The sequence below is a fragment of the Sphingosinicella sp. genome, assembly GCF_013911755.1.
Lineage (GTDB): Bacteria > Pseudomonadota > Alphaproteobacteria > Sphingomonadales > Sphingomonadaceae > Sphingosinicella.
Genome location: NZ_JACESP010000004.1, coordinates 131,306 through 147,500 on the forward strand (window position 1 = coordinate 131,306; position 16,195 = coordinate 147,500).

General features: G+C 63.7%; 19 protein-coding genes (1 of these 19 only partly in view). 7 read left to right on the forward strand and 12 right to left on the reverse strand.

Features of this window, described 5'->3' with window-relative positions:
• Nucleotides 1-71 precede the first annotated feature (71 nt).
• From H2052_RS04840 to H2052_RS04870, 7 genes are all read right to left on the reverse strand, one after another.
• Nucleotides 72-818: a hypothetical protein gene (locus H2052_RS04840; RefSeq protein WP_087573783.1), complete on the reverse strand. Its 747-nt coding sequence runs from the start codon at nucleotides 816-818 to the stop codon at nucleotides 72-74.
• A gap of 77 nt (nucleotides 819-895) precedes the next feature.
• A complete protein-coding gene (locus H2052_RS04845) occupies nucleotides 896-1,165 on the reverse strand; it encodes a hypothetical protein (RefSeq protein ID WP_087573782.1) in 270 nt (89 codons plus the stop codon).
• On the reverse strand, nucleotides 1,162-1,575 hold the full coding sequence (locus tag H2052_RS04850; protein WP_087573781.1) for a hypothetical protein: 414 nt from the start codon (nucleotides 1,573-1,575) through the stop codon (nucleotides 1,162-1,164). Before H2052_RS04850 ends, H2052_RS04845 begins: the two co-directional genes overlap by 4 nt.
• Nucleotides 1,576-1,585: 10 nt before the next feature.
• The gene (locus tag H2052_RS04855; RefSeq protein ID WP_087573780.1) at nucleotides 1,586-2,053 is read right to left on the reverse strand and encodes a DUF6878 family protein; all 468 of its coding nucleotides are present in this window, start codon (nucleotides 2,051-2,053) and stop codon (nucleotides 1,586-1,588) included.
• 84 nt (nucleotides 2,054-2,137) lie between these two features.
• Nucleotides 2,138-2,332, reverse strand: a complete 195-nt coding sequence (locus tag H2052_RS04860) for a hypothetical protein (protein ID WP_087573779.1) — start codon at nucleotides 2,330-2,332, stop codon at nucleotides 2,138-2,140.
• A gap of 65 nt (nucleotides 2,333-2,397) precedes the next feature.
• Nucleotides 2,398-4,581 carry a ParB/RepB/Spo0J family partition protein gene (locus H2052_RS04865; protein ID WP_087573778.1) on the reverse strand — a complete coding sequence of 728 codons (2,184 nt, stop codon included), beginning with the start codon at nucleotides 4,579-4,581 and terminating at the stop codon, nucleotides 2,398-2,400.
• A 137-nt stretch (nucleotides 4,582-4,718) separates the two neighbouring features.
• Nucleotides 4,719-4,934 carry a hypothetical protein gene (locus H2052_RS04870; RefSeq protein ID WP_087573777.1) on the reverse strand — a complete coding sequence of 72 codons (216 nt, stop codon included), beginning with the start codon at nucleotides 4,932-4,934 and terminating at the stop codon, nucleotides 4,719-4,721.
• A gap of 201 nt (nucleotides 4,935-5,135) precedes the next feature.
• Here H2052_RS04870 and H2052_RS04875 point away from each other — a divergent pair, with 201 nt between their 5' ends.
• Together H2052_RS04875 and H2052_RS04880 are read left to right on the forward strand one after the other, a co-directional pair.
• Nucleotides 5,136-5,633, forward strand: coding sequence for an N-acetyltransferase (locus H2052_RS04875; protein ID WP_087573775.1), 498 nt, complete (start codon nucleotides 5,136-5,138; stop codon nucleotides 5,631-5,633).
• A complete protein-coding gene (locus tag H2052_RS04880; protein ID WP_254911425.1) occupies nucleotides 5,611-5,928 on the forward strand; it encodes a DUF6771 family protein in 318 nt (105 codons plus the stop codon). Before H2052_RS04875 ends, H2052_RS04880 begins: the two co-directional genes overlap by 23 nt.
• Here the strand turns inward: H2052_RS04880 and H2052_RS04885 are convergent.
• The 5 genes from H2052_RS04885 to H2052_RS04905 are packed head-to-tail and all read right to left on the reverse strand — an operon-like array spanning nucleotide 5,912 to nucleotide 9,171.
• Entirely contained in the window at nucleotides 5,912-6,121 is a 210-nt protein-coding gene (locus H2052_RS04885; RefSeq protein ID WP_087573774.1) for a hypothetical protein, read from the reverse strand. The genes H2052_RS04880 and H2052_RS04885 overlap by 17 nt on opposite strands.
• A 56-nt stretch (nucleotides 6,122-6,177) precedes the next feature.
• A complete protein-coding gene (locus tag H2052_RS04890; RefSeq protein ID WP_087573773.1) occupies nucleotides 6,178-6,561 on the reverse strand; it encodes a hypothetical protein in 384 nt (127 codons plus the stop codon).
• Complete coding sequence (locus H2052_RS04895; protein ID WP_087573772.1) at nucleotides 6,558-7,790, reverse strand: hypothetical protein; 1,233 nt, start codon at nucleotides 7,788-7,790, stop codon at nucleotides 6,558-6,560. The genes H2052_RS04890 and H2052_RS04895 overlap by 4 nt, the downstream gene beginning before the upstream one ends.
• The gene (locus tag H2052_RS04900; RefSeq protein ID WP_087573771.1) at nucleotides 7,790-8,191 is read right to left on the reverse strand and encodes a DUF2958 domain-containing protein; all 402 of its coding nucleotides are present in this window, start codon (nucleotides 8,189-8,191) and stop codon (nucleotides 7,790-7,792) included. Before H2052_RS04900 ends, H2052_RS04895 begins: the two co-directional genes overlap by 1 nt.
• A complete protein-coding gene (locus tag H2052_RS04905; RefSeq protein ID WP_293778710.1) occupies nucleotides 8,188-9,171 on the reverse strand; it encodes a zincin-like metallopeptidase domain-containing protein in 984 nt (327 codons plus the stop codon). Before H2052_RS04905 ends, H2052_RS04900 begins: the two co-directional genes overlap by 4 nt.
• Nucleotides 9,172-9,401: 230 nt before the next feature.
• On the opposite strand from H2052_RS04905, the gene H2052_RS04910 reads away from it, so the two are divergent.
• The 5 genes in view from H2052_RS04910 to H2052_RS04930 are tightly spaced (at most 18 nt apart) and all read left to right on the forward strand, a layout consistent with a single transcriptional unit that may run on beyond the window.
• Complete coding sequence (locus H2052_RS04910; protein ID WP_006954983.1) at nucleotides 9,402-10,079, forward strand: hypothetical protein; 678 nt, start codon at nucleotides 9,402-9,404, stop codon at nucleotides 10,077-10,079.
• A complete protein-coding gene (locus H2052_RS04915) occupies nucleotides 10,072-10,944 on the forward strand; it encodes a nucleotidyl transferase AbiEii/AbiGii toxin family protein (protein WP_006954982.1) in 873 nt (290 codons plus the stop codon). Before H2052_RS04910 ends, H2052_RS04915 begins: the two co-directional genes overlap by 8 nt.
• The gene (locus tag H2052_RS04920) at nucleotides 10,937-11,890 is read left to right on the forward strand and encodes a hypothetical protein (protein ID WP_006954980.1); all 954 of its coding nucleotides are present in this window, start codon (nucleotides 10,937-10,939) and stop codon (nucleotides 11,888-11,890) included. The genes H2052_RS04915 and H2052_RS04920 overlap by 8 nt, the downstream gene beginning before the upstream one ends.
• Nucleotides 11,890-15,531 carry a DEAD/DEAH box helicase gene (locus H2052_RS04925; RefSeq protein WP_006954977.1) on the forward strand — a complete coding sequence of 1,214 codons (3,642 nt, stop codon included), beginning with the start codon at nucleotides 11,890-11,892 and terminating at the stop codon, nucleotides 15,529-15,531. The genes H2052_RS04920 and H2052_RS04925 overlap by 1 nt, the downstream gene beginning before the upstream one ends.
• 18 nt (nucleotides 15,532-15,549) lie before the next feature.
• On the forward strand, nucleotides 15,550-16,195 hold the 5' portion of the coding sequence (locus H2052_RS04930; protein ID WP_087575911.1) for a TIGR02391 family protein. It continues 152 nt past the right edge of the window; only the first 646 of its 798 coding nucleotides appear in the window; the start codon lies at nucleotides 15,550-15,552; its stop codon lies off the right edge, out of view.

The following is a 16,195-nucleotide window of genomic DNA, read 5'->3' on the forward strand; positions in this document are numbered from 1 at the left end:
ATGCTCCTTGAAACGCGAAAGCCCGGCGCATGGCCGGGCTTTCGAGGGGGTGGTTGGGGAAGGGAAAAGGATCAGGCGGACGCGGCGCGCGCGAGCCGGATGGCGGCCATGGCGGCGCTGAATTCCAGACCGCGAAGCTGCTCGTCGAGGTCGAGCGTCGGGATCAGCGCGGCGCAGGCCTGGCGGATCTGCTCGTCGCTGACCGTGACACCGGCGGCATCGGTGCCCTCATAGGCCTGCTGGATATCCGCCACCATGGAGCGGATCTCGGCTTCGTCGAGCGTCAGCACGGGATGCTTGCCGTGCCCGGGCGCACAGCCAGGATCGCCATAGTCGGCGCGGTCAAGCAATTGCGCCTCCATCTCGTGGGTGGAACTCCAGAAGACATGGCCCGCCGTCACGACGGTGACACTGCCACCAAAACCATCGGGCTGCATCCTGGTGCAGGTCCAGGCGGAAGTGATGACGACATGATCGAGGGCATCGCAACGCCGCACGATCGGTTGGAAGATATGCGTCTCGTCCAGATCGGACAGGTCGAGTTCCAGTTCGACGTCATCGGGACCGGCCTGGGCCAGTCGATCCCGCACAAAGGCGGTGATTTCTCCCTCAACGATGGTTTCGGCGGCAAGCAGTGTCTTTGCCTCCGCAATGTCGAGCGAGACACTGCTCGACGCACCTTCGCTGGCGAAGAAATACAGCGCGTCGCCATCAGCCTCATGCTCGAACATGGCGGTGAGCAGGGCCAGTTCGAGCGGCGTAATCGCTCCGGCGGGAATGCTCGGGCGCACGACGGTCGGCGAATGGTAATCAGTCATGATCGGTCTCCAGATATGCAAAAGCCCGGCGCGACGGCCGGGCTCGGTGGTTAAACAAGGTGAAGGGGGGCGCCCGGCTACCCCCAGTCGAAGACGGGAAGTTCGTCGATCTCGTCTGCATCGCGGTCGAAGTTGATATATTCCGCGCCGAGCGAGCGGGCGTGCGCCATGATCGCGGCAAGATCGTCCGGTACATCCTCGCCGGGTTCTTCGCTGGCCCAGACGGACCAGCCATAGGGCGTCGACGACGCGATCACGTCCGTCCTGTCGACATAGCTGCGCGCATCAGGCGAGAGGTGCGCCGTCGAGCAATCGAGGAAGAGCCGCAAAGGATAGATGGCGGTCATGGTCCTTCTCCCGCTATGGGCGTCACCGCAGCGGGTTGCCGCTCCGGATCTCCGGTGGCGAACGGATCGACATCGCGATGGATCGGCTGCGCCCGGCCCATCCAGGGTTCGGGACGGATGCAGCGCACCCAGTCCGCAAAGCTGGGAATGAACCCGAGATCTTCTCGAACGTGCTGTTCGCCTATCTGCCGGACCGGAACAACCCGGCCTGTCGACACGGTGACGGTCGCTCCGAAGGCCCTCTCCAGTTCGAATATACCCTGAGCGTGGTGCCGGAGCGCACGATGACGGAAATCCGCTATGATCTCCTTGGAGGGTTGATCGAACCACTGGTGCAGGGCCAGATAGTCTTCCGGCACGCCGCCCCATTTGCGAACCGAAGAGAGCGCGTGATGATAGCAAGGTCCCATCGCTTCCTCCTCACCAGCTATAGGCATGATGTTCGGACGACATGAACCGCTCATTGTAGTCGAGCGTGATCGTGCCGGCGGCGACGTCGAAGGTGAATTCGCCATAAGCCCCGTCCGAATTTTCCCAGCCATCATGCTTCTCCTTGAGAAGGTCAAAGGCCATGGTCTCGAGCGCCAGTTCGGCACTGTGCTGCCGTTCGACAGGCTGGGTTTGTCCATAGGGAAGATCGAGGCTCAACACCTTGCCGTCGGGCAGCGCGACCTGCGCGTCACCCTGATAGGCGGTGATATCCTCGATCTGGCTGCTATCGCCTTCACCGTCGAAGAGCACGGTGACGCGCGTGATGCGGGCTGAGGCGAGGAAGGCGAAGAGCCGGGCCTTGTTGTCTGGGACGAGCGCGGCGGCGGCGGCTTCCCAGAGGGCGTATTTCGACATGAGCGCATCCATGTCGATGGTGGGCTGAGTGGTGTCCGTCATGACGGATCTCCTGAACGGCGAAAGCCCGGCGCTGTGACCGGGCTTTCTGGAAAAAACGGGACGGTGAAAATCGGGGACGGTGCGTCATTCGCGCAAAGCCCCGTTGGCGATGTCAGCGATCCATTCGGCCGCTTCGTCGAAATCGGTGTCATCATCCTCGACGAGCCGGGCGAGCGCCACGGCCCCCTCACGGCCCAACTGACCGAGACGGTGCAAGGCGGCGTGCAGGATGGGCGCCAGACGGTCGGCGCTGGCGGTCTCAAGATTGGCAGCAGACATGGGTCGATCCTTCAGGAACGAATGAAAGAAAAGACGGGGCAGCGAATGCCACCCCGCCCGGACGCTCAGGCCGCTTCCGGCAGCGCCTCGCCATCGTCATTGTCGGCAGCGGTGCCAGCCCCGTCCAGCTCCTCGTCGAGGAAGGCCGGAAGCGCTTCGGCTTCCTCAACCGCAGTCGGTTCATCGACCGCGAGCCCATCGACCAACGCCGGCGTGCGCATCGGCTCGGGCAGCCAGTCGCCATCCTCGAGCAGCCGTTCGGCCTCGCGGGCCATGTCGGCCTTCTTGAGATGGTCGATCATCTCCGCGAACTTCGCGCCCTTGGCCTCGGCCACATCGGCGATGATCCGCTGCTTGGTGACGCTACCGAGATAGCCCGCCACCGTCGGCCGCCAGCCCGCGCCGACCAGGTCCAGTCCGACCGCACGGGCAAGGACATGACTATGCTCGACCCGGCGCTCGATGCTGCTCTTCGAGATGCGGCCATTGTCGTACTTGGGGACCACCTCCTGCTGGGCATTGAGCACCCGCGAGGCGCAATGCGCGAACAGCGCCGCCTGCTCATTGCCGTCGAAGGCGAGCAGCACGTCCCACAGATCCTTGTCGGAATCCGGAAGCCGGTCGGCCCAGCGCTTGTGCCGCTCGGCGATCGCCCGCGCCGGCGCGCTGTCGCGCAGCCCCGTCGTCGAGAAACCGAACGACGCTTCATTGAGCGAGATCTGCAGGCAGGACTCGCGGGTCGAAGAGTAGAAGCAGTCGAGCACGAAGGCGTGCAGCACCGCCGCGAAGGCCGTCGAGGGCGACTGTGCGAACGCATCCTGCAGCGCCAGCGTCCGCCAGGCGGTGAGTTCGGCGACGAGCCGGTCGGGCAGCGGCTTGACCACCTCACCATCCTCATCGCCGTCGTCATTCGACGCCGCGCCGCCCACACCACCAATAGCGACCACGTTGGAGACGGCGGGGCCAGCCACGCCTTCCTCCTCATCGTCACCATCAGCACCGGCACGATAGTCGGCATCGCCATCGATACCGGCATCCGTCTCGCCATCGGCCTCGACCACCGGCTCATCCTCGGGACGGACATAGCCGCGCTCGACCGAAAGCGTGCCGTCGACCTCGATCGACAGGAACGCGCCGGCGATCGCCATGTCCTGCGCCTCGAAGGTCATCGGCCGTTCGATCAGAGCGCCGATCGCGGCATCGATGGCCTCGATACGCGCCTGGACCTCGTCGGGAACCTCGGGCGCATCGGCCCATTCGGCTTCCAGCTCCTCGATCTCGGTCTGGAGCGTGGCGAGCCGTTCTTCCTCCTCACCGGTCATGGCAAGTTCGACCCCGTCGATCTCGCGCAGGCCGTTAGTCACGCCCCAGGGCATGTCGACGGCGGTCGCGACCCATTTCCAGCCCTCGGCGGCAATGGTCTCGCCTTCGGCCTGAAGCTTCTCGCCGACCAGACGATCGAGCAGCGCGGGATCGGTCAGCCAGCCGCCATCATCGGGTTCGAACAGGTCGCGCATCACACAGCCGCCCGCCGCGACATAGGCCTCGACACCGATGAAGCGCACCCGCTTGTCGCCCGCGCGCACCGAATTCTCGGTGAGCTTCTGGCGGATATAAGCGCCCGACTTGTTATAGCTGTGCGCCAGCATCTCCCAGACCTGTTCCTGGCGCGCATGATCATCGGAGACCGCGAAGGCCATGAGCTGCTCGAGCGTCATGCCGTCCTCGGCATAGATGTCATGCAGCGTTGGCGAGACCCTGGCGAGGCGCAGGCGCTGATTGACGACCGCCGGGGTCACCAGGAAATGCGCGGCGATCGCTTCCACGCCCTCGCCCTTGTCGACCATCGCCTGCATGGCACGGAACTGGTCGAGGGGATGGAGCTGCTCGCGGAAGGTATTTTCCGCAAAGCTGTCTTCCTCGGCCGATACGGCATCATTGGCCGCCTTGACGACGCACGGGATGGGCGCGTCCTTGGCGAGCCGCTTCTGCTTGACGAGGAGTTCGAGCGCACGGAACCGCCGGCCACCGGCCGGCACCTCGAACTGGCCGGTCTCCTGGCCCGCCGCGTCCAGGATGGGCCGCACATTAAGGCTCTGAAGCAGGGTGCGCCGCACGATGTCGGCGGCCAGTTCGCCGATCGACACGCCGGCCTTCACGCGCCGGACATTGGATTGGGACAGGACCAGACGGTCGAACGGGATGTCGCGCGAGCCGCTGAGGATGATCTTTTGAGGCGCTTTGGCCATGGGTTTTCTCCATGACGGGCCGCCGGAAGACTCTCTCCCGGCTCCCAGCCCGTCACGAAGCCCCGGCTTCCCTCTTCCTCTTCCGGGCCTGCCACCGGCAGGCCCGTGTCGCTCACCCCCGACACCACCCGGCGCCCTCACAGCATACCGGCCAGAACCAGAACTGCCGCCCAGCACAGGAGCGCTCCCAGAAGGATGACCAGCAGCGACAAGCCTGGCGACAGGCGGGTTTCATGGACCCGCGCCTCATAATCTGCGGCGTCCATGTCGGGTGTTGCTTCCATCACAAGCCAGGCCGCGACAAAGGCGCGCAGGCGGGCAATGACAGGATGCGAAGAGGTGGTTTGGGTCATGGGGTTCTCCATGACGAGCGACCGCGAGACTCTCTCCCGGCTTCCTGCCCGTCACGAGACCCGCAGGGATCCTCTCGCTCTTGGGCGCCGCCGCAGGCAGGCCGCCCACGCCCCTATGCTCGGGCGCATGTCGAGCGCTGTTCACGGTCTGACGGGCATGTTGCTGTTGCCCGAGCGGGACGGACCCGCCAGACGAGCCTGATGATCATTCGCGCCGAAACACCCGCCGACATCTCGTCCATTCGCGCCCTGACCGAAGCCGCCTTCAAACATGCCGAACACAGCAGCCAGACCGAAGGCGCGATCGTCGACGCGCTCAGAGCTGCCGGCGCGCTCACCCTCTCGCTTGTCGCGGAGCAGGATGGCGAGATCGTGGGGCATATCGCCTTCTCGCCGGTGCTGATCGGCGGCAAGGATCTGGGCTGGTTCGGCCTGGGGCCGGTATCGGTCTGGCCCAACCGCCAGTGCGGTGGCATCGGCAGCGCCTTGATCCGGGAGGGATTGCAGCAACTTCGGCAACGGGGCGCGGCGGGATGCGTCCTGCTCGGCGACCCCGCATATTATCGTCGCTTCGGGTTCAGCAGCGATCATGCACTGCATTATGGCGATGTTCCGCCGGAATATTTCCAGTCGCTGATCCTGTCAGGCGAGCCTTGCGCGGGCGAGGTTTCCTACCATGAAGGCTTCGCCGCGCACTGACAGCGCCGTTGAAGTCAGCCTTGGCGAGCGCGCGTCAAGGCACGGCGGCGGGGGTATTCATCGCAAGTCGATTGCCAGAATGTTCGTTATTTGTTCTCATGTCCACATGGAACGAATCGAACGACAGGAACTGTCCGCCATCTTGCTGGCGGCGCCGGGCTGGGCACCCGTTGGGCTGACGATGCCCGATAAACATATGCGTGAACGGGCCGCCGATACGCTCGCGGCAACGATCATCGAGAAACTGGAAGGCGTGCCCGCGCCCGATATCAATCAGCTCAGGCTTCCGCTCTGAGCCTTTCGGTGCCCACAGGCGCGGCATCGAACACGCCCCGCCGGACCGCAAGACGATCGGAGAAGGTCACGACGTTGGTCCGTCCATCCGCGTCGACCTGGGTGAAGCGCAATATGTCACCCTTGAGGATTTCGATCGTCACCGGCGGCAGTTCGTCCAGCGGATCGTGAAAGGTCTGACGGTTTTTGGGCATCGGCGCGACTCCAGCGGAACGACGGTCCCTCCATAGCATGCGCCGGATCGGGATGCTCAGCGATGTTCCTCGGGCACATCCTCCTCATGGCCCTGCCAGACGATCCGATCGCCTTCATAGATGGTGACGAACCCGCGCCCGCGCACAATCGGCGCCGGCGGCTTCGCCGAGAAGTTCAGGCATCCGAAGGTGTCGACCGTCGCCGAAAAAGCCAGCGGCTTGCCCGCCTGCATCAGTACCCGGTCGCAGGTGCCAGACGGACGCTTAACCCGCCTTTTCGAGAGACCAAGCTGGAAGGCATCATAGGCGCGCACGTCCCAATCGGACGGCGGCGACCAGTGCCGGCAGTATTTGCAATAGCGCGGGGTCGGCGAGCCGTTGTCCTCCTCGTCGAGCGCCGGCCCGCCATTATGCCCGACACGGGCGCGCGGATCGCTCATGGCCCGCGCCCCTGTTCGAGCCAGGCGCGCAGGCGCTGGCGCATCACGCCGATCCCGGCGTTGATTTCGGTGATCTCGGCATCGGGGGTGATGCAGCGCATCTCGCGAAAGCCTTCGAGGAAGGCGCGCATGACCTTGAGGTAGAGGCCGCCACCGACCAGCGCGACGTCAGTGAAGGGCCGCGTGCCATGATAGCAGAGGCTGGCGATCTCGCAGCCGGGATGCGAGCCATAATTGTCGGGCTTGTTCGGGCTCGGCGGCCGTGGCCAGCGCATCGTCATGCCACCCGCGATCATACGGTCAGCGAGATCGGGCGACAGCCGCGCATCATAATCCTCGATCGGCCGGTCGCCCGCGCCGAAGCCGTAGCGCGCCGACAGGAAGCTGACGCGCGCGAGCTTGCGATCGGGATCGACACTACGCCAAGTCTGCCAGAGCGGCCCGTCATAGCGCTCCCAGGCCGGCATCCATCCCGGATCGTGCCGCTTGGTCGCCGAACAGGCGAGGATGAGGAGGCGATGCGAGAAACCGGTGGCGCGGGTATGCGGCAGATCGACCCGCACCACCCGAACCGGCTGCTGCCGCTCTGCTTCGGCAAGTCGGCCGATCAGCGCGATATCGGCATCGGTGCAGACGCCCCGGACCTGGAAGGTTGTAAGACCATCGGCGTCGACCGGCGGCACTGCGTCGATGAACAGGATGCCATGCCCGAGATGACCGCAATATTGGGGCGCCTCGACTGGAGGGAAGCCGGGTGCGGGCTCGATCCTGCGCTGGCCGACCCGCTTGAAGGCGTCGCCGAAACGGACAGGAGTCGCTATCATGCGCGCCTGCGGACGCGCATGATATTTCCACGGCGGCCGTCCCGGATCGACCTTGCCGATGCGGATCTGGTGCAACAGGTCCGAGAAGCTTGAGGGATCGCCCGGATAGGGACAATCCCGCCAGGCCCGTCGGATCGTCCGGCGCTGTGCTTCGGGAAAGGCGAACAGGCTCGCCCGTGCCGAGCGCCAGACGGCGGCGCGCGCGTCCCGCCGGTCCTGCTGCTGGCGGGGCCACCATTCGGCCCGGCGCGCCATCTCCTCCTCGACGCTATGTTGCCCTCTGGCGATCAGATCGGCGAAGAGTGGCAGCGCCTCGCGCTCGCGCCGCTGCTTATGGGCGAAGGCGGCGCGTTTGCGCGACGTCTCCTCATAGGCGGTGGGCCGGGGCCATTTGGCGAAGCGCATCACGCACCACCTTTCGCGGCCCGGGAAGCCCGATAGAGGATGCGTTCGCCTTCAATCAGCGAGCCGGCGCGGCGGGCGGCTTCGGCATAGACCGAAAGCGGAAACGCGCCTTCGAACAGGGTGTCGCGCTCGATGCCGAGACCAAAAGGCAGCTGGATCGCCTCCATCTCCTCCAGCGCAAAGCTACCCAGCTCCGGACAGCCGAAACCGAGGTCCGCGAGGCCGAAGAAAATGTCGTCCTCATCCAGCTCGGTCGCGAGCCAGGTGGCCGCTCCGACCGGATTGAAGAAACGGACCACCGGCACCGGATCGGGTGCCCGATCGCCGCGACGAAGCGCTTCGCACCGGGCAAGGTCGTTGGCGCGAAGCTGGTCGCGTAATTCTGGGGTGAGGAGGATCATGCCGCAGCCCTCCCTTCGAGCGCCATGGCGCAGTCGGGATCGGGGTCCGGATCGTCGTCATTGGCGGCGAGCGCGGATTCAGGCCGGAAGGCGAGCAGATAGTCGGCCGTCTTCGAGGCAGCACTGGCGGCGCGCAGGATGGCGCGATGATCGTCCTTGAGGATTTCAAGCCAGGAGCCTATATAATCGGCGTGTCGGACGGTGGGTGCGATTCCCAGCGCAGCGCAGCAGTAAGCTGCTGAAATCTCTGCAATAAGTTCTTCCCGCGCATAGCCGGGCGATCCGAAGATACCACTCTGATCGCGATTGAGACGCGAGGGGTGGCCGACCCAGTGCGACAGCTCATGCAGCGCCGTCCGGTGCCAGTTCACCGGCTCGAAATAATCGTCCGGCCGTGGCACCTGCACATAGTCATGGCGCGGGGAATAATAAGCCATTGCTCCGCCAATGCGGAAATCGGCACCGGTTGCTGCGATCAGCGCCTCGGCCTGCGGGAGGATCAGCCCTTCGGGGATCGGCGGCGGCGGTTCGCAGATATGGGCGGGAAGCCCGTCGCATTGCTCGACCGAAAAGACGGTGAAGCTCTTGAGGAAGGGGATGCCGCCCGAAGGTTCGCGTCCTTCATTCTCGGCGCGACGCCGCTCTTCGCCGGGGATGAAGCGGCGAGTATAAATGATGCCGACGCCATGCTCACCCTTACGCACCGAGCCGCCGAGCGCGATTGCCTGCCGGAAGGTCAGGAAAGCGTGTCCGGCAAAGCCGCGTTCGACGACGGCGTTCCACAGCGTCAGGATATTGAGGCCGCTGTAACGCCGGTTGCTGACGGCATTGTAGGGCATGCCGATCGCGGCGCGGGACGAACCCCAGGGCTGAACCCAGGGCACGCGCCCGGATTCGAGTTCGGCGATGATGCGGTTGGTGATCTGTTCGTAGAGGTTCACCCGTTCGGTCGTCGAGCGGGTGCGGCGTGAAGATGCCATGGCCTGTCTCCGCGGCGGGCCGGCGGCGAGCCTCTCTCGCCACCCTCAACCCGTCACGGCCAACCGGCTTTCCTCTCCCTCTATTGGGGCGTTACGGGGCGCGAGCCCCGTTCGAAGGGGTCCGGGGAGACTCGCAAAGCGTGGCTGCCCGGCAGGGGAAGGCTTTCCCCTTTAAGCCCACGACAAAGAAATTCTGGAAACTTTCATATTTTGGAAGTATCAAGAACTTCATGTCCTCCCTGGCACAGCAGATTAAGGCGGCAGGTCTCGCCGATCATATCCTGAGCGAACGCCAGTTGGGACGCTTGCTCGGCGGCGGCGATGCGCGGCGTTATGGTTTGGTCAATCGCGCGCTCAAGGATGGCTCGCTGCTCCGGGTCAAGCGCGGCACCTATCTGCTAGGATCACGCTATCGCAGCGAGATGGTCCATCCCTTCGCGATCGCGCAAAGTCTGCTGCCCGGGAGCTATGTCTCCTTCGAAAGCGCGCTCGCTTATCATGGCTGGATTCCCGAAGGTGTCTTCGTCACCGCCAGCGTCTCGCCGGGGCGCAAGACGCTGCATTATGAGACGCCGGACTTCGGCCCCTTCGATTTTCACCCGCTCGCCATCGCCGACTATCGCTTCCTGACCGGCGTTGATCGGACCCCCATCGGCAACCTCACGGCGTTCGTCGCGCAGCCCCTGCGCGCGCTGATGGATCTCGTCGCGCTGCGCAAGCAGCCATGGACCGGGATCGACTGGGTCATCGAGGGAATGCGGATCGAGGAAGACAGGCTTGCCGCGCTCCGTCGCAAGGACTTTGCCAAGCTCCAACCCGTGTACAAGCACAAGGCAGTCAACGCCTTCCTCGCCGCGCTGGAAAGCACCGTACTCCCGGCCAGAAAGCAATCACCAGCCCATGATTGACATCATCAAGGAAAAGCTGCGCCGATATGAAGCGGTCAATGCGCTCGAGGAGGAGAATGCCGTCAAGGAAATCCTCCAGGAGATCGCGCTCTATGCCCTGTGGCGCGGCGATTTCTTCGACGTCGCCTTGTTCCAGGGTGGCACCTCGCTGCGCATCCTGCATGGCCTGCCCCGCTTTTCGGAGGATCTGGATTTTCTGTTGCGCGTGCCTGACCCGGATTTCGACTGGTCGCCCTATCTCAAGATACTGGTCGAGGTCTTCGAGCAGTTCGGGCTCAAACTCGACGCGCTGCCCAAAGCGAAGATGGACAGCGCGATCCGGCAGGCCCTGCTCAAGAATGATTCGATCGCGAGCCAACTCGACCTGTCCTTCGCGGGAACCGGCAAACCCCGGACGATCCGGATCAAGCTGGAGATCGATGTTAACCCACCCACCGGCTCGTACGAGGATGCGACCTATCTCGACTTCCCGGCCGATCATGAAGTGCGCCACCAGGATCTGCCATCCAATTTCGCACTCAAGATCCATGCCCTGCTCTGCCGCGGCTTCCTCAAGGGCAGGGATTGGTATGATTTCTCCTGGTATGTCGCCAGGGGAACCGCGCCCAACCTCACCCTGCTCCGCACCGCGCTGATTCAGGCTGGCCCATGGGCAGGAGACGAGAGCATCGTCGTCGACATGCCCTGGCTCAAACAGGCGCTCGGCGACACAATCGCGAAGATCGACTGGAACGCGGCGGCCGAGGATGTACGCCGCTTCCTGCGCCCCGCCGAAACCAAATCGCTCGACCTATGGAGCGAGCGCTTCTTCCTCGCCAAGCTTGACCGGTTAACCCCTCTTTCGAGGGAGACGGACAATGCATGACTGCCCACCTCCCAAACAAGCGCTCGAAGCCTGGCTCAAAGCCTATGGTACGGTGCGCGGCGGCAATTACGGCCATCTCCTGCTCGAGCAGCAGCAGGAAATCGATGACGAGTTGATCACCGCGCTGCGCCCCTATTTCGAGTCGGCGCATCTCGATGCCCGGGAATATTTCCACCGCAAGATCGGCATCAGCCTGCATCCCGACGGTGCGGCGGCGCCTGTCATCGCCTATCCCAACTGCCTGCCGTCCAAGGCGCTCAGGGGCCTGTTCGGGGAAGTGATGGCCGGCCTCGTAACCGAGGCCTATCAGGAAGACTTTGTCGGTCAGCATGCCTGGCGCGTGCCGATCTTTCTGTTTCGCGAACATGATGATGTCGAGAAATATCTCTGGGCGCTGCGCTTCGATCCGGAACGTGTGCGGGAAATCTATGGCCGCCACGGCACAGATTTTGTCGGCATCGCCTTGAATGGCGGCGGTGAAGTCATCCGCGTCATTGCCGGCGAAGCCAAGTGGCGAAAGACGCTGACCGAATCGGCGGTGGCGGCGCTGCTGCACGGCAAGAAGGTGCGCAATCCGGACACGAACGAACTCGAGCATAATGGCAAGGGGATCTGGTTCGAGATGAACCGGGACACAGCCATCCCACATGGCCTGCGGCAATTGCAGTTCCTGCTCGAACAGCGTGACCGGGAAGGCCATGCGGCGACGATCGTATCGATTGACCGTGCTGTCATGCAACTCGGACCACAGCCCGAGCGAACCGACCTTGTCGTGATCTGCGGCAATGGCGCCGCCAAACGTGAGGCGAGTGAGACCGTCGTGGGCTGGGAGGAAAGGCCCGCCGATTACAAGGCCGGACGGGATCTGCAGGTTGTCGAGGTCATTCTGGAAGATGGCGACAGCCTGATCGATGACCTCTACGCCCTTCTCTGGAGTGAGGGCTGATGGCTGCGCTTGACGAAGAACGCCTGGTCCTGGCCGAACAGATCCGGCAGGCCCTCGCAATCGAGAACGCGCTCACCCGGCCCCAGGCGCGCGCCTATGTCCGCTGTCTGCAGACGACCTGGCAGGTTCCAACGATTGGCTGGGGCGACCGCGAATCGGCAAGTCAGTTGAACGACGCGCGCCGGCTTCTTCACGCCGCCCATATATTCAGCACAATCGAAGGCCGAGAATCCCCCCGAGCGGTCGATTGCTACCGGCGAACGGGAGAAATTCTCGAATGGCTCTCGCGGGCCGAGGATGGCGTGCGCGGCATCGTACCCATCGAACTTCTCGCCGCTGCGGCGTACCAACTAGGCGGTTTGCCCGCGATGGCGTCGGGGCTGCTGGATCAGATCGAGAGCGAGCATGAAGGTGTCCGCCTCTATTCCGCCTTCCTCCGCGCGGATTTCGACAGGGTCGTGCAGCGGAGCGCCGCCTTTTGGCGAGCCAATCCCGGACTGACGAGCGCAGACGCCGAGAACGCCATATTCGCCGCCATGCACGGTGAAGACGATACGCCCGGTTTCCTGTGGACCGTGACCGTCGAACTGGTGCGCTCGCTCGGCCTGATCGCCGACAGCCTTCGACGCGGGGACGATGAGCGTTTGGCGCCCGCGATGGCCAAGCTGCGAGCGTTGGACGACCTTGCCAACCAGCTGTTCAGCCATGATGCCGCGCTGGTGATCGGGCTGATGCGACAGGTTGCAGACCGCTATGTCGCCGCATCGATTTTCACCCCGCTGCGGCGCCTTGCTGCCTTGCGTCCGGAACGCACCGACCGGCTGCTACGCTATGCCCGTGACCAGTTCAGCCGCAATCGGGGCATCCTATGGACGTCCCAGCTTCATGGGATTGAACGGCTTCTTCGGGAATCGAGTTTCGCGCTTTGCACCCCCACGGGGTCAGGCAAGACGCTTGTCGCCAATCTGGCCCTCATCAAGGAATTGCTGCTCAGAGCGCCGGACGGGCTCGGGCCATTGGCGCTCTACATTGTCCCTTCAAGAGCGCTCGCTGGCGAGGTGGAAGCCAAGCTCAGTTCGGAGTTGCGTGGCGATGTCATCGTCACCGGTCTCTATGGCGGTGCGGACTGGGGGATTACCGATGCCTGGCTGACCAGTGAAGAGCCGGTGGTCCTGATCGCCACCGTCGAAAAGGCCGATGCCCTGCTGCGCTATCTGGGCAAGCTGCTGATCGCGCGGCTCTCCCTGCTGATCATTGATGAAGCGCATCAGGTCGTGCCCGAAGCCAGCGAGGCGACGGCCGTCAGCTTTTCCGACCACAGCAATCGATCGCTCCGCCTCGAGAACCTTGTGTCGCGAATCCTTGCCCAGCGCCCGGAAGTCACCCGGATTGCGCTGACGGCAGTAGCGGGCGGCGCATCCGGCCCGGTGGCGCGATGGATCGAGGGACATGCAGAAGCCAAGGCGGTCGGCGTCCGATACCGCAGCACGCGGCAGGTGATCGGTGTGCTGGAAACCGCGCCGGGATCATCCGGGCAGATCCTGCTCGACCTCATGAATGGTAAGCCGCTCTATCTGCGGGGCCAGGAGAACCCCGTCTATCTCCCGCTTCGTTTCGCGCCCATGCCCCTGCTGGCGGCGCAATGGCGTAACAGCCTCAATCGTTTCAACAGCCTGAGCGTCCTGTGGACGGCTCTACATCTGGCCCGTGAAGAGCAGCGCATCCTGATTTCGGTCGCGCAGGAGCCCGAGCAGACGATGCGCTGGTTCAGCGAGGCACTGGCCCTCGGCGCCTGGGAAGCGGTCGTCGAATTCGAGCGGCCGGAAGGATTTCTGGGCGACCGCTTCGATGAAGCCCGTGCCGCATGCCTCGATTATTGCGGGGCCGATTCTTTCGAACTGTTCCTGCTCGATCGTGGCATCGCCACTAGCCATGGCCAGATGCCGCAGCGGCTACGCCGCCTGATGGTCGAGATGATCGATCGGAAAATCTGTCCAATTACAGTGGCGACGGCCACGCTGACCGAAGGTGTCAATCTCCCGTTCGACCTTATCTTTCTGACTTCACTCAAGCGACGCTCCTGGGATCCGGTCGAGGAAGCCCCGATCGTCGCGCCATTCTCTACATCAGAGTTCCGCAACCTGGCTGGTCGAGCCGGGCGACCCGGCGCCGCACGCGGTATCGAGGGTATGACGCTGGTGGCGTTGCCGACACGGATTTCGACGACGTCGAATTCGACGAAGCCGAAGGCGCCCAGACCCGTTCAGGAACGCCAACTTCGCGAGTGGACGGCCGAGTATCAGGAACTGACCCGCAGATTGCTCGCCGAGGAACAGGAAGCCGATGCGGCCGAAAGCCCGCTGGCGCTGCTATTGACTCGAATCTGGCGCAAGGCGAACGAATTGCTGCGAATAGCGCCGGACGCTTTCATGGACTGGCTGGAGCGAACAGCTCCGGGAACCGTCAGCGGCGATGCGGGGACGGGAGCAAGCGATCCGACATCGCGCCTCGCCGATGCGATGGATGAACTCGACAGCGTGCTGCTGACCGCGCTTGCCGAGACGGAGCGCGATGAAGAGGGGGCGATGACGCCCGCCCGCGCCGAAGAACAGTTACGCGCGCTTTGGGCAAGGACATTCACGGCCGTCGCGGCCGAGCAGGAGGCGTGGCTGGAGGTCGCATTCATCCGTCGCGGCAGTGGGATCATCCAGCATATCTATCCCGACGCTGGCGAACGGCAGCGCCTCTACCAATATGGATTCACGCCTTGGGTGGGTCGGCGTTTTGAGGCGGTTGCGGCGCAGATCCTGGCCTCGATTGCCGGCGCGGTCGACTATGGTGCGCTCGACGCCGAAGGGCGGATCGACCTGTTCGAGCAAATTGGCAGCCTTCTCGAGGGCGATAAGGGATTCGGATTCCGCGTGCGCCCTACCCTCGGTGATCAGGCGCTGCTCGATCAATGGAATGACGTGCTGGGCTGGTGGATGAACGAGCCGGGCGCCAGAGCTCCGGACGCGGAAAGCCTGCGCGCGTGGCAACGCTTCGTGGCCGACAATCTCGAATTCCGGCTGGGCGTCGCGATTGGCGCTGTTGTCGCCAAAGCCTGGTCCGATGGCGCGCCTGACGCCGTGACCACGCCGACGCTGGCGGACTGGAAGCAAACGACCGGCTTGCCATGGTTCGGCTTCTGGGCGCGAGAACTGCTGCGTTGGGGCACCCATGATCCCTTCGTTGCCTTCTGCCTTTCGCAAGGACTGGCGCGGACCAGAGAAGCAGCCACGGCCCGGCGCCTGGAATTCGATGCATGGATCGAGGAAGATATCGATGAGCCGGACAGCGAAGATCGCATCGACCCTCAACTCTTCCAGCGCTGGCAGGCGAGCTTGCCGCGACGGGAAATGCCCGAAACAGCCCCGGAGTTATTCAACGCTGACCTCACCGGTACGAATGGCCATCGGCAACGATACGCGGTCATACCCGTGGAGGAAGGTGAAAGAATGCGCTGGCTTGATCCCGCCGGCTTTGAGCTTGCTGTTTCGAATGGAAGAAAGCCGGACGGCCGGGGACCTTTCCGGAGCGATTTCGAACTTCGCACAACAGGAAAACAGGCGGCCGTGATCCGCATCTTCCGACCGGTTTGAGAGAGGTCAGACACGCAGATGAAGCTGTTTTTGCAGGATCAACTCGAGGCAATTGCGGGGGCGCTCGGTGACACCGACAACGGCCTGCAGAACAGTGAAATCGGCTTTCTGCTTCAGTCTGCCAAAATGGTCGATCCTGGCCAGAGCACGAAACGGTTACGCATTTATAATGCGTTCGCGGAAAGTCAGAACAGCAAGCGCAATAGGACCCATGTGCTGGAGTTCATCCGGCTCGCGATGAGTCCGGCACGCTACAGCCGCGAACCCCATCGCTTTGAACCGATGCGCGCTGCGCTCAATCAGGCGCTGGCCTTCGCCGGTCTTGTCGTTGACGAAACAGGCGCACTGAAAAGCGTGGCGCAGGCGACAACTCTCCCTGAAGCACAACGCCGGGCGCGGGATTTGCGGACGGACCTGGAAGGTCGCGGTGTTCACCCGGACGTTCTTGCATTTTGCAGGGCCGAGTTATTGGCCGACAATTATTTTCATGCTGTGCAGGAAGCCGTGAAGAGCGTAGCCGATAAGATACGGCGCCTGACCGGCGTCACTGACGATGGCGGCAGTCTCGTCGATCAGGCGCTCGGCGGGGTATCCCCGATGCTGGCGATCAACTCCCGATCGACGATCAGCGAGAGAAGCGAACAGAGCGGCTTTGCCAATCTCG

What these genes read in the sequence shown, in the direction of transcription:
- H2052_RS04840 (WP_087573783.1), bottom strand. Translation starts at nt 818, where the DNA reads ATGACTGATTACCATTCGCCGACCGTCGTGCGCCCGAGCATTCCCGCC.
- H2052_RS04845 (WP_087573782.1), bottom strand. Translation starts at nt 1,165, where the DNA reads ATGACCGCCATCTATCCTTTGCGGCTCTTCCTCGATTGCTCGACGGCG.
- H2052_RS04850 (WP_087573781.1), bottom strand. Translation starts at nt 1,575, where the DNA reads ATGGGACCTTGCTATCATCACGCGCTCTCTTCGGTTCGCAAATGGGGC.
- H2052_RS04855 (WP_087573780.1), bottom strand. Translation starts at nt 2,053, where the DNA reads ATGACGGACACCACTCAGCCCACCATCGACATGGATGCGCTCATGTCG.
- H2052_RS04860 (WP_087573779.1), bottom strand. Translation starts at nt 2,332, where the DNA reads ATGTCTGCTGCCAATCTTGAGACCGCCAGCGCCGACCGTCTGGCGCCC.
- H2052_RS04865 (WP_087573778.1), bottom strand. Translation starts at nt 4,581, where the DNA reads ATGGCCAAAGCGCCTCAAAAGATCATCCTCAGCGGCTCGCGCGACATC.
- H2052_RS04870 (WP_087573777.1), bottom strand. Translation starts at nt 4,934, where the DNA reads ATGACCCAAACCACCTCTTCGCATCCTGTCATTGCCCGCCTGCGCGCC.
- H2052_RS04875 (WP_087573775.1), top strand. Translation starts at nt 5,136, where the DNA reads ATGATCATTCGCGCCGAAACACCCGCCGACATCTCGTCCATTCGCGCC.
- H2052_RS04880 (WP_254911425.1), top strand. Translation starts at nt 5,611, where the DNA reads ATGAAGGCTTCGCCGCGCACTGACAGCGCCGTTGAAGTCAGCCTTGGC.
- H2052_RS04885 (WP_087573774.1), bottom strand. Translation starts at nt 6,121, where the DNA reads ATGCCCAAAAACCGTCAGACCTTTCACGATCCGCTGGACGAACTGCCG.
- H2052_RS04890 (WP_087573773.1), bottom strand. Translation starts at nt 6,561, where the DNA reads ATGAGCGATCCGCGCGCCCGTGTCGGGCATAATGGCGGGCCGGCGCTC.
- H2052_RS04895 (WP_087573772.1), bottom strand. Translation starts at nt 7,790, where the DNA reads ATGCGCTTCGCCAAATGGCCCCGGCCCACCGCCTATGAGGAGACGTCG.
- H2052_RS04900 (WP_087573771.1), bottom strand. Translation starts at nt 8,191, where the DNA reads ATGATCCTCCTCACCCCAGAATTACGCGACCAGCTTCGCGCCAACGAC.
- H2052_RS04905 (WP_293778710.1), bottom strand. Translation starts at nt 9,171, where the DNA reads ATGGCATCTTCACGCCGCACCCGCTCGACGACCGAACGGGTGAACCTC.
- H2052_RS04910 (WP_006954983.1), top strand. Translation starts at nt 9,402, where the DNA reads ATGTCCTCCCTGGCACAGCAGATTAAGGCGGCAGGTCTCGCCGATCAT.
- H2052_RS04915 (WP_006954982.1), top strand. Translation starts at nt 10,072, where the DNA reads ATGATTGACATCATCAAGGAAAAGCTGCGCCGATATGAAGCGGTCAAT.
- H2052_RS04920 (WP_006954980.1), top strand. Translation starts at nt 10,937, where the DNA reads ATGCATGACTGCCCACCTCCCAAACAAGCGCTCGAAGCCTGGCTCAAA.
- H2052_RS04925 (WP_006954977.1), top strand. Translation starts at nt 11,890, where the DNA reads ATGGCTGCGCTTGACGAAGAACGCCTGGTCCTGGCCGAACAGATCCGG.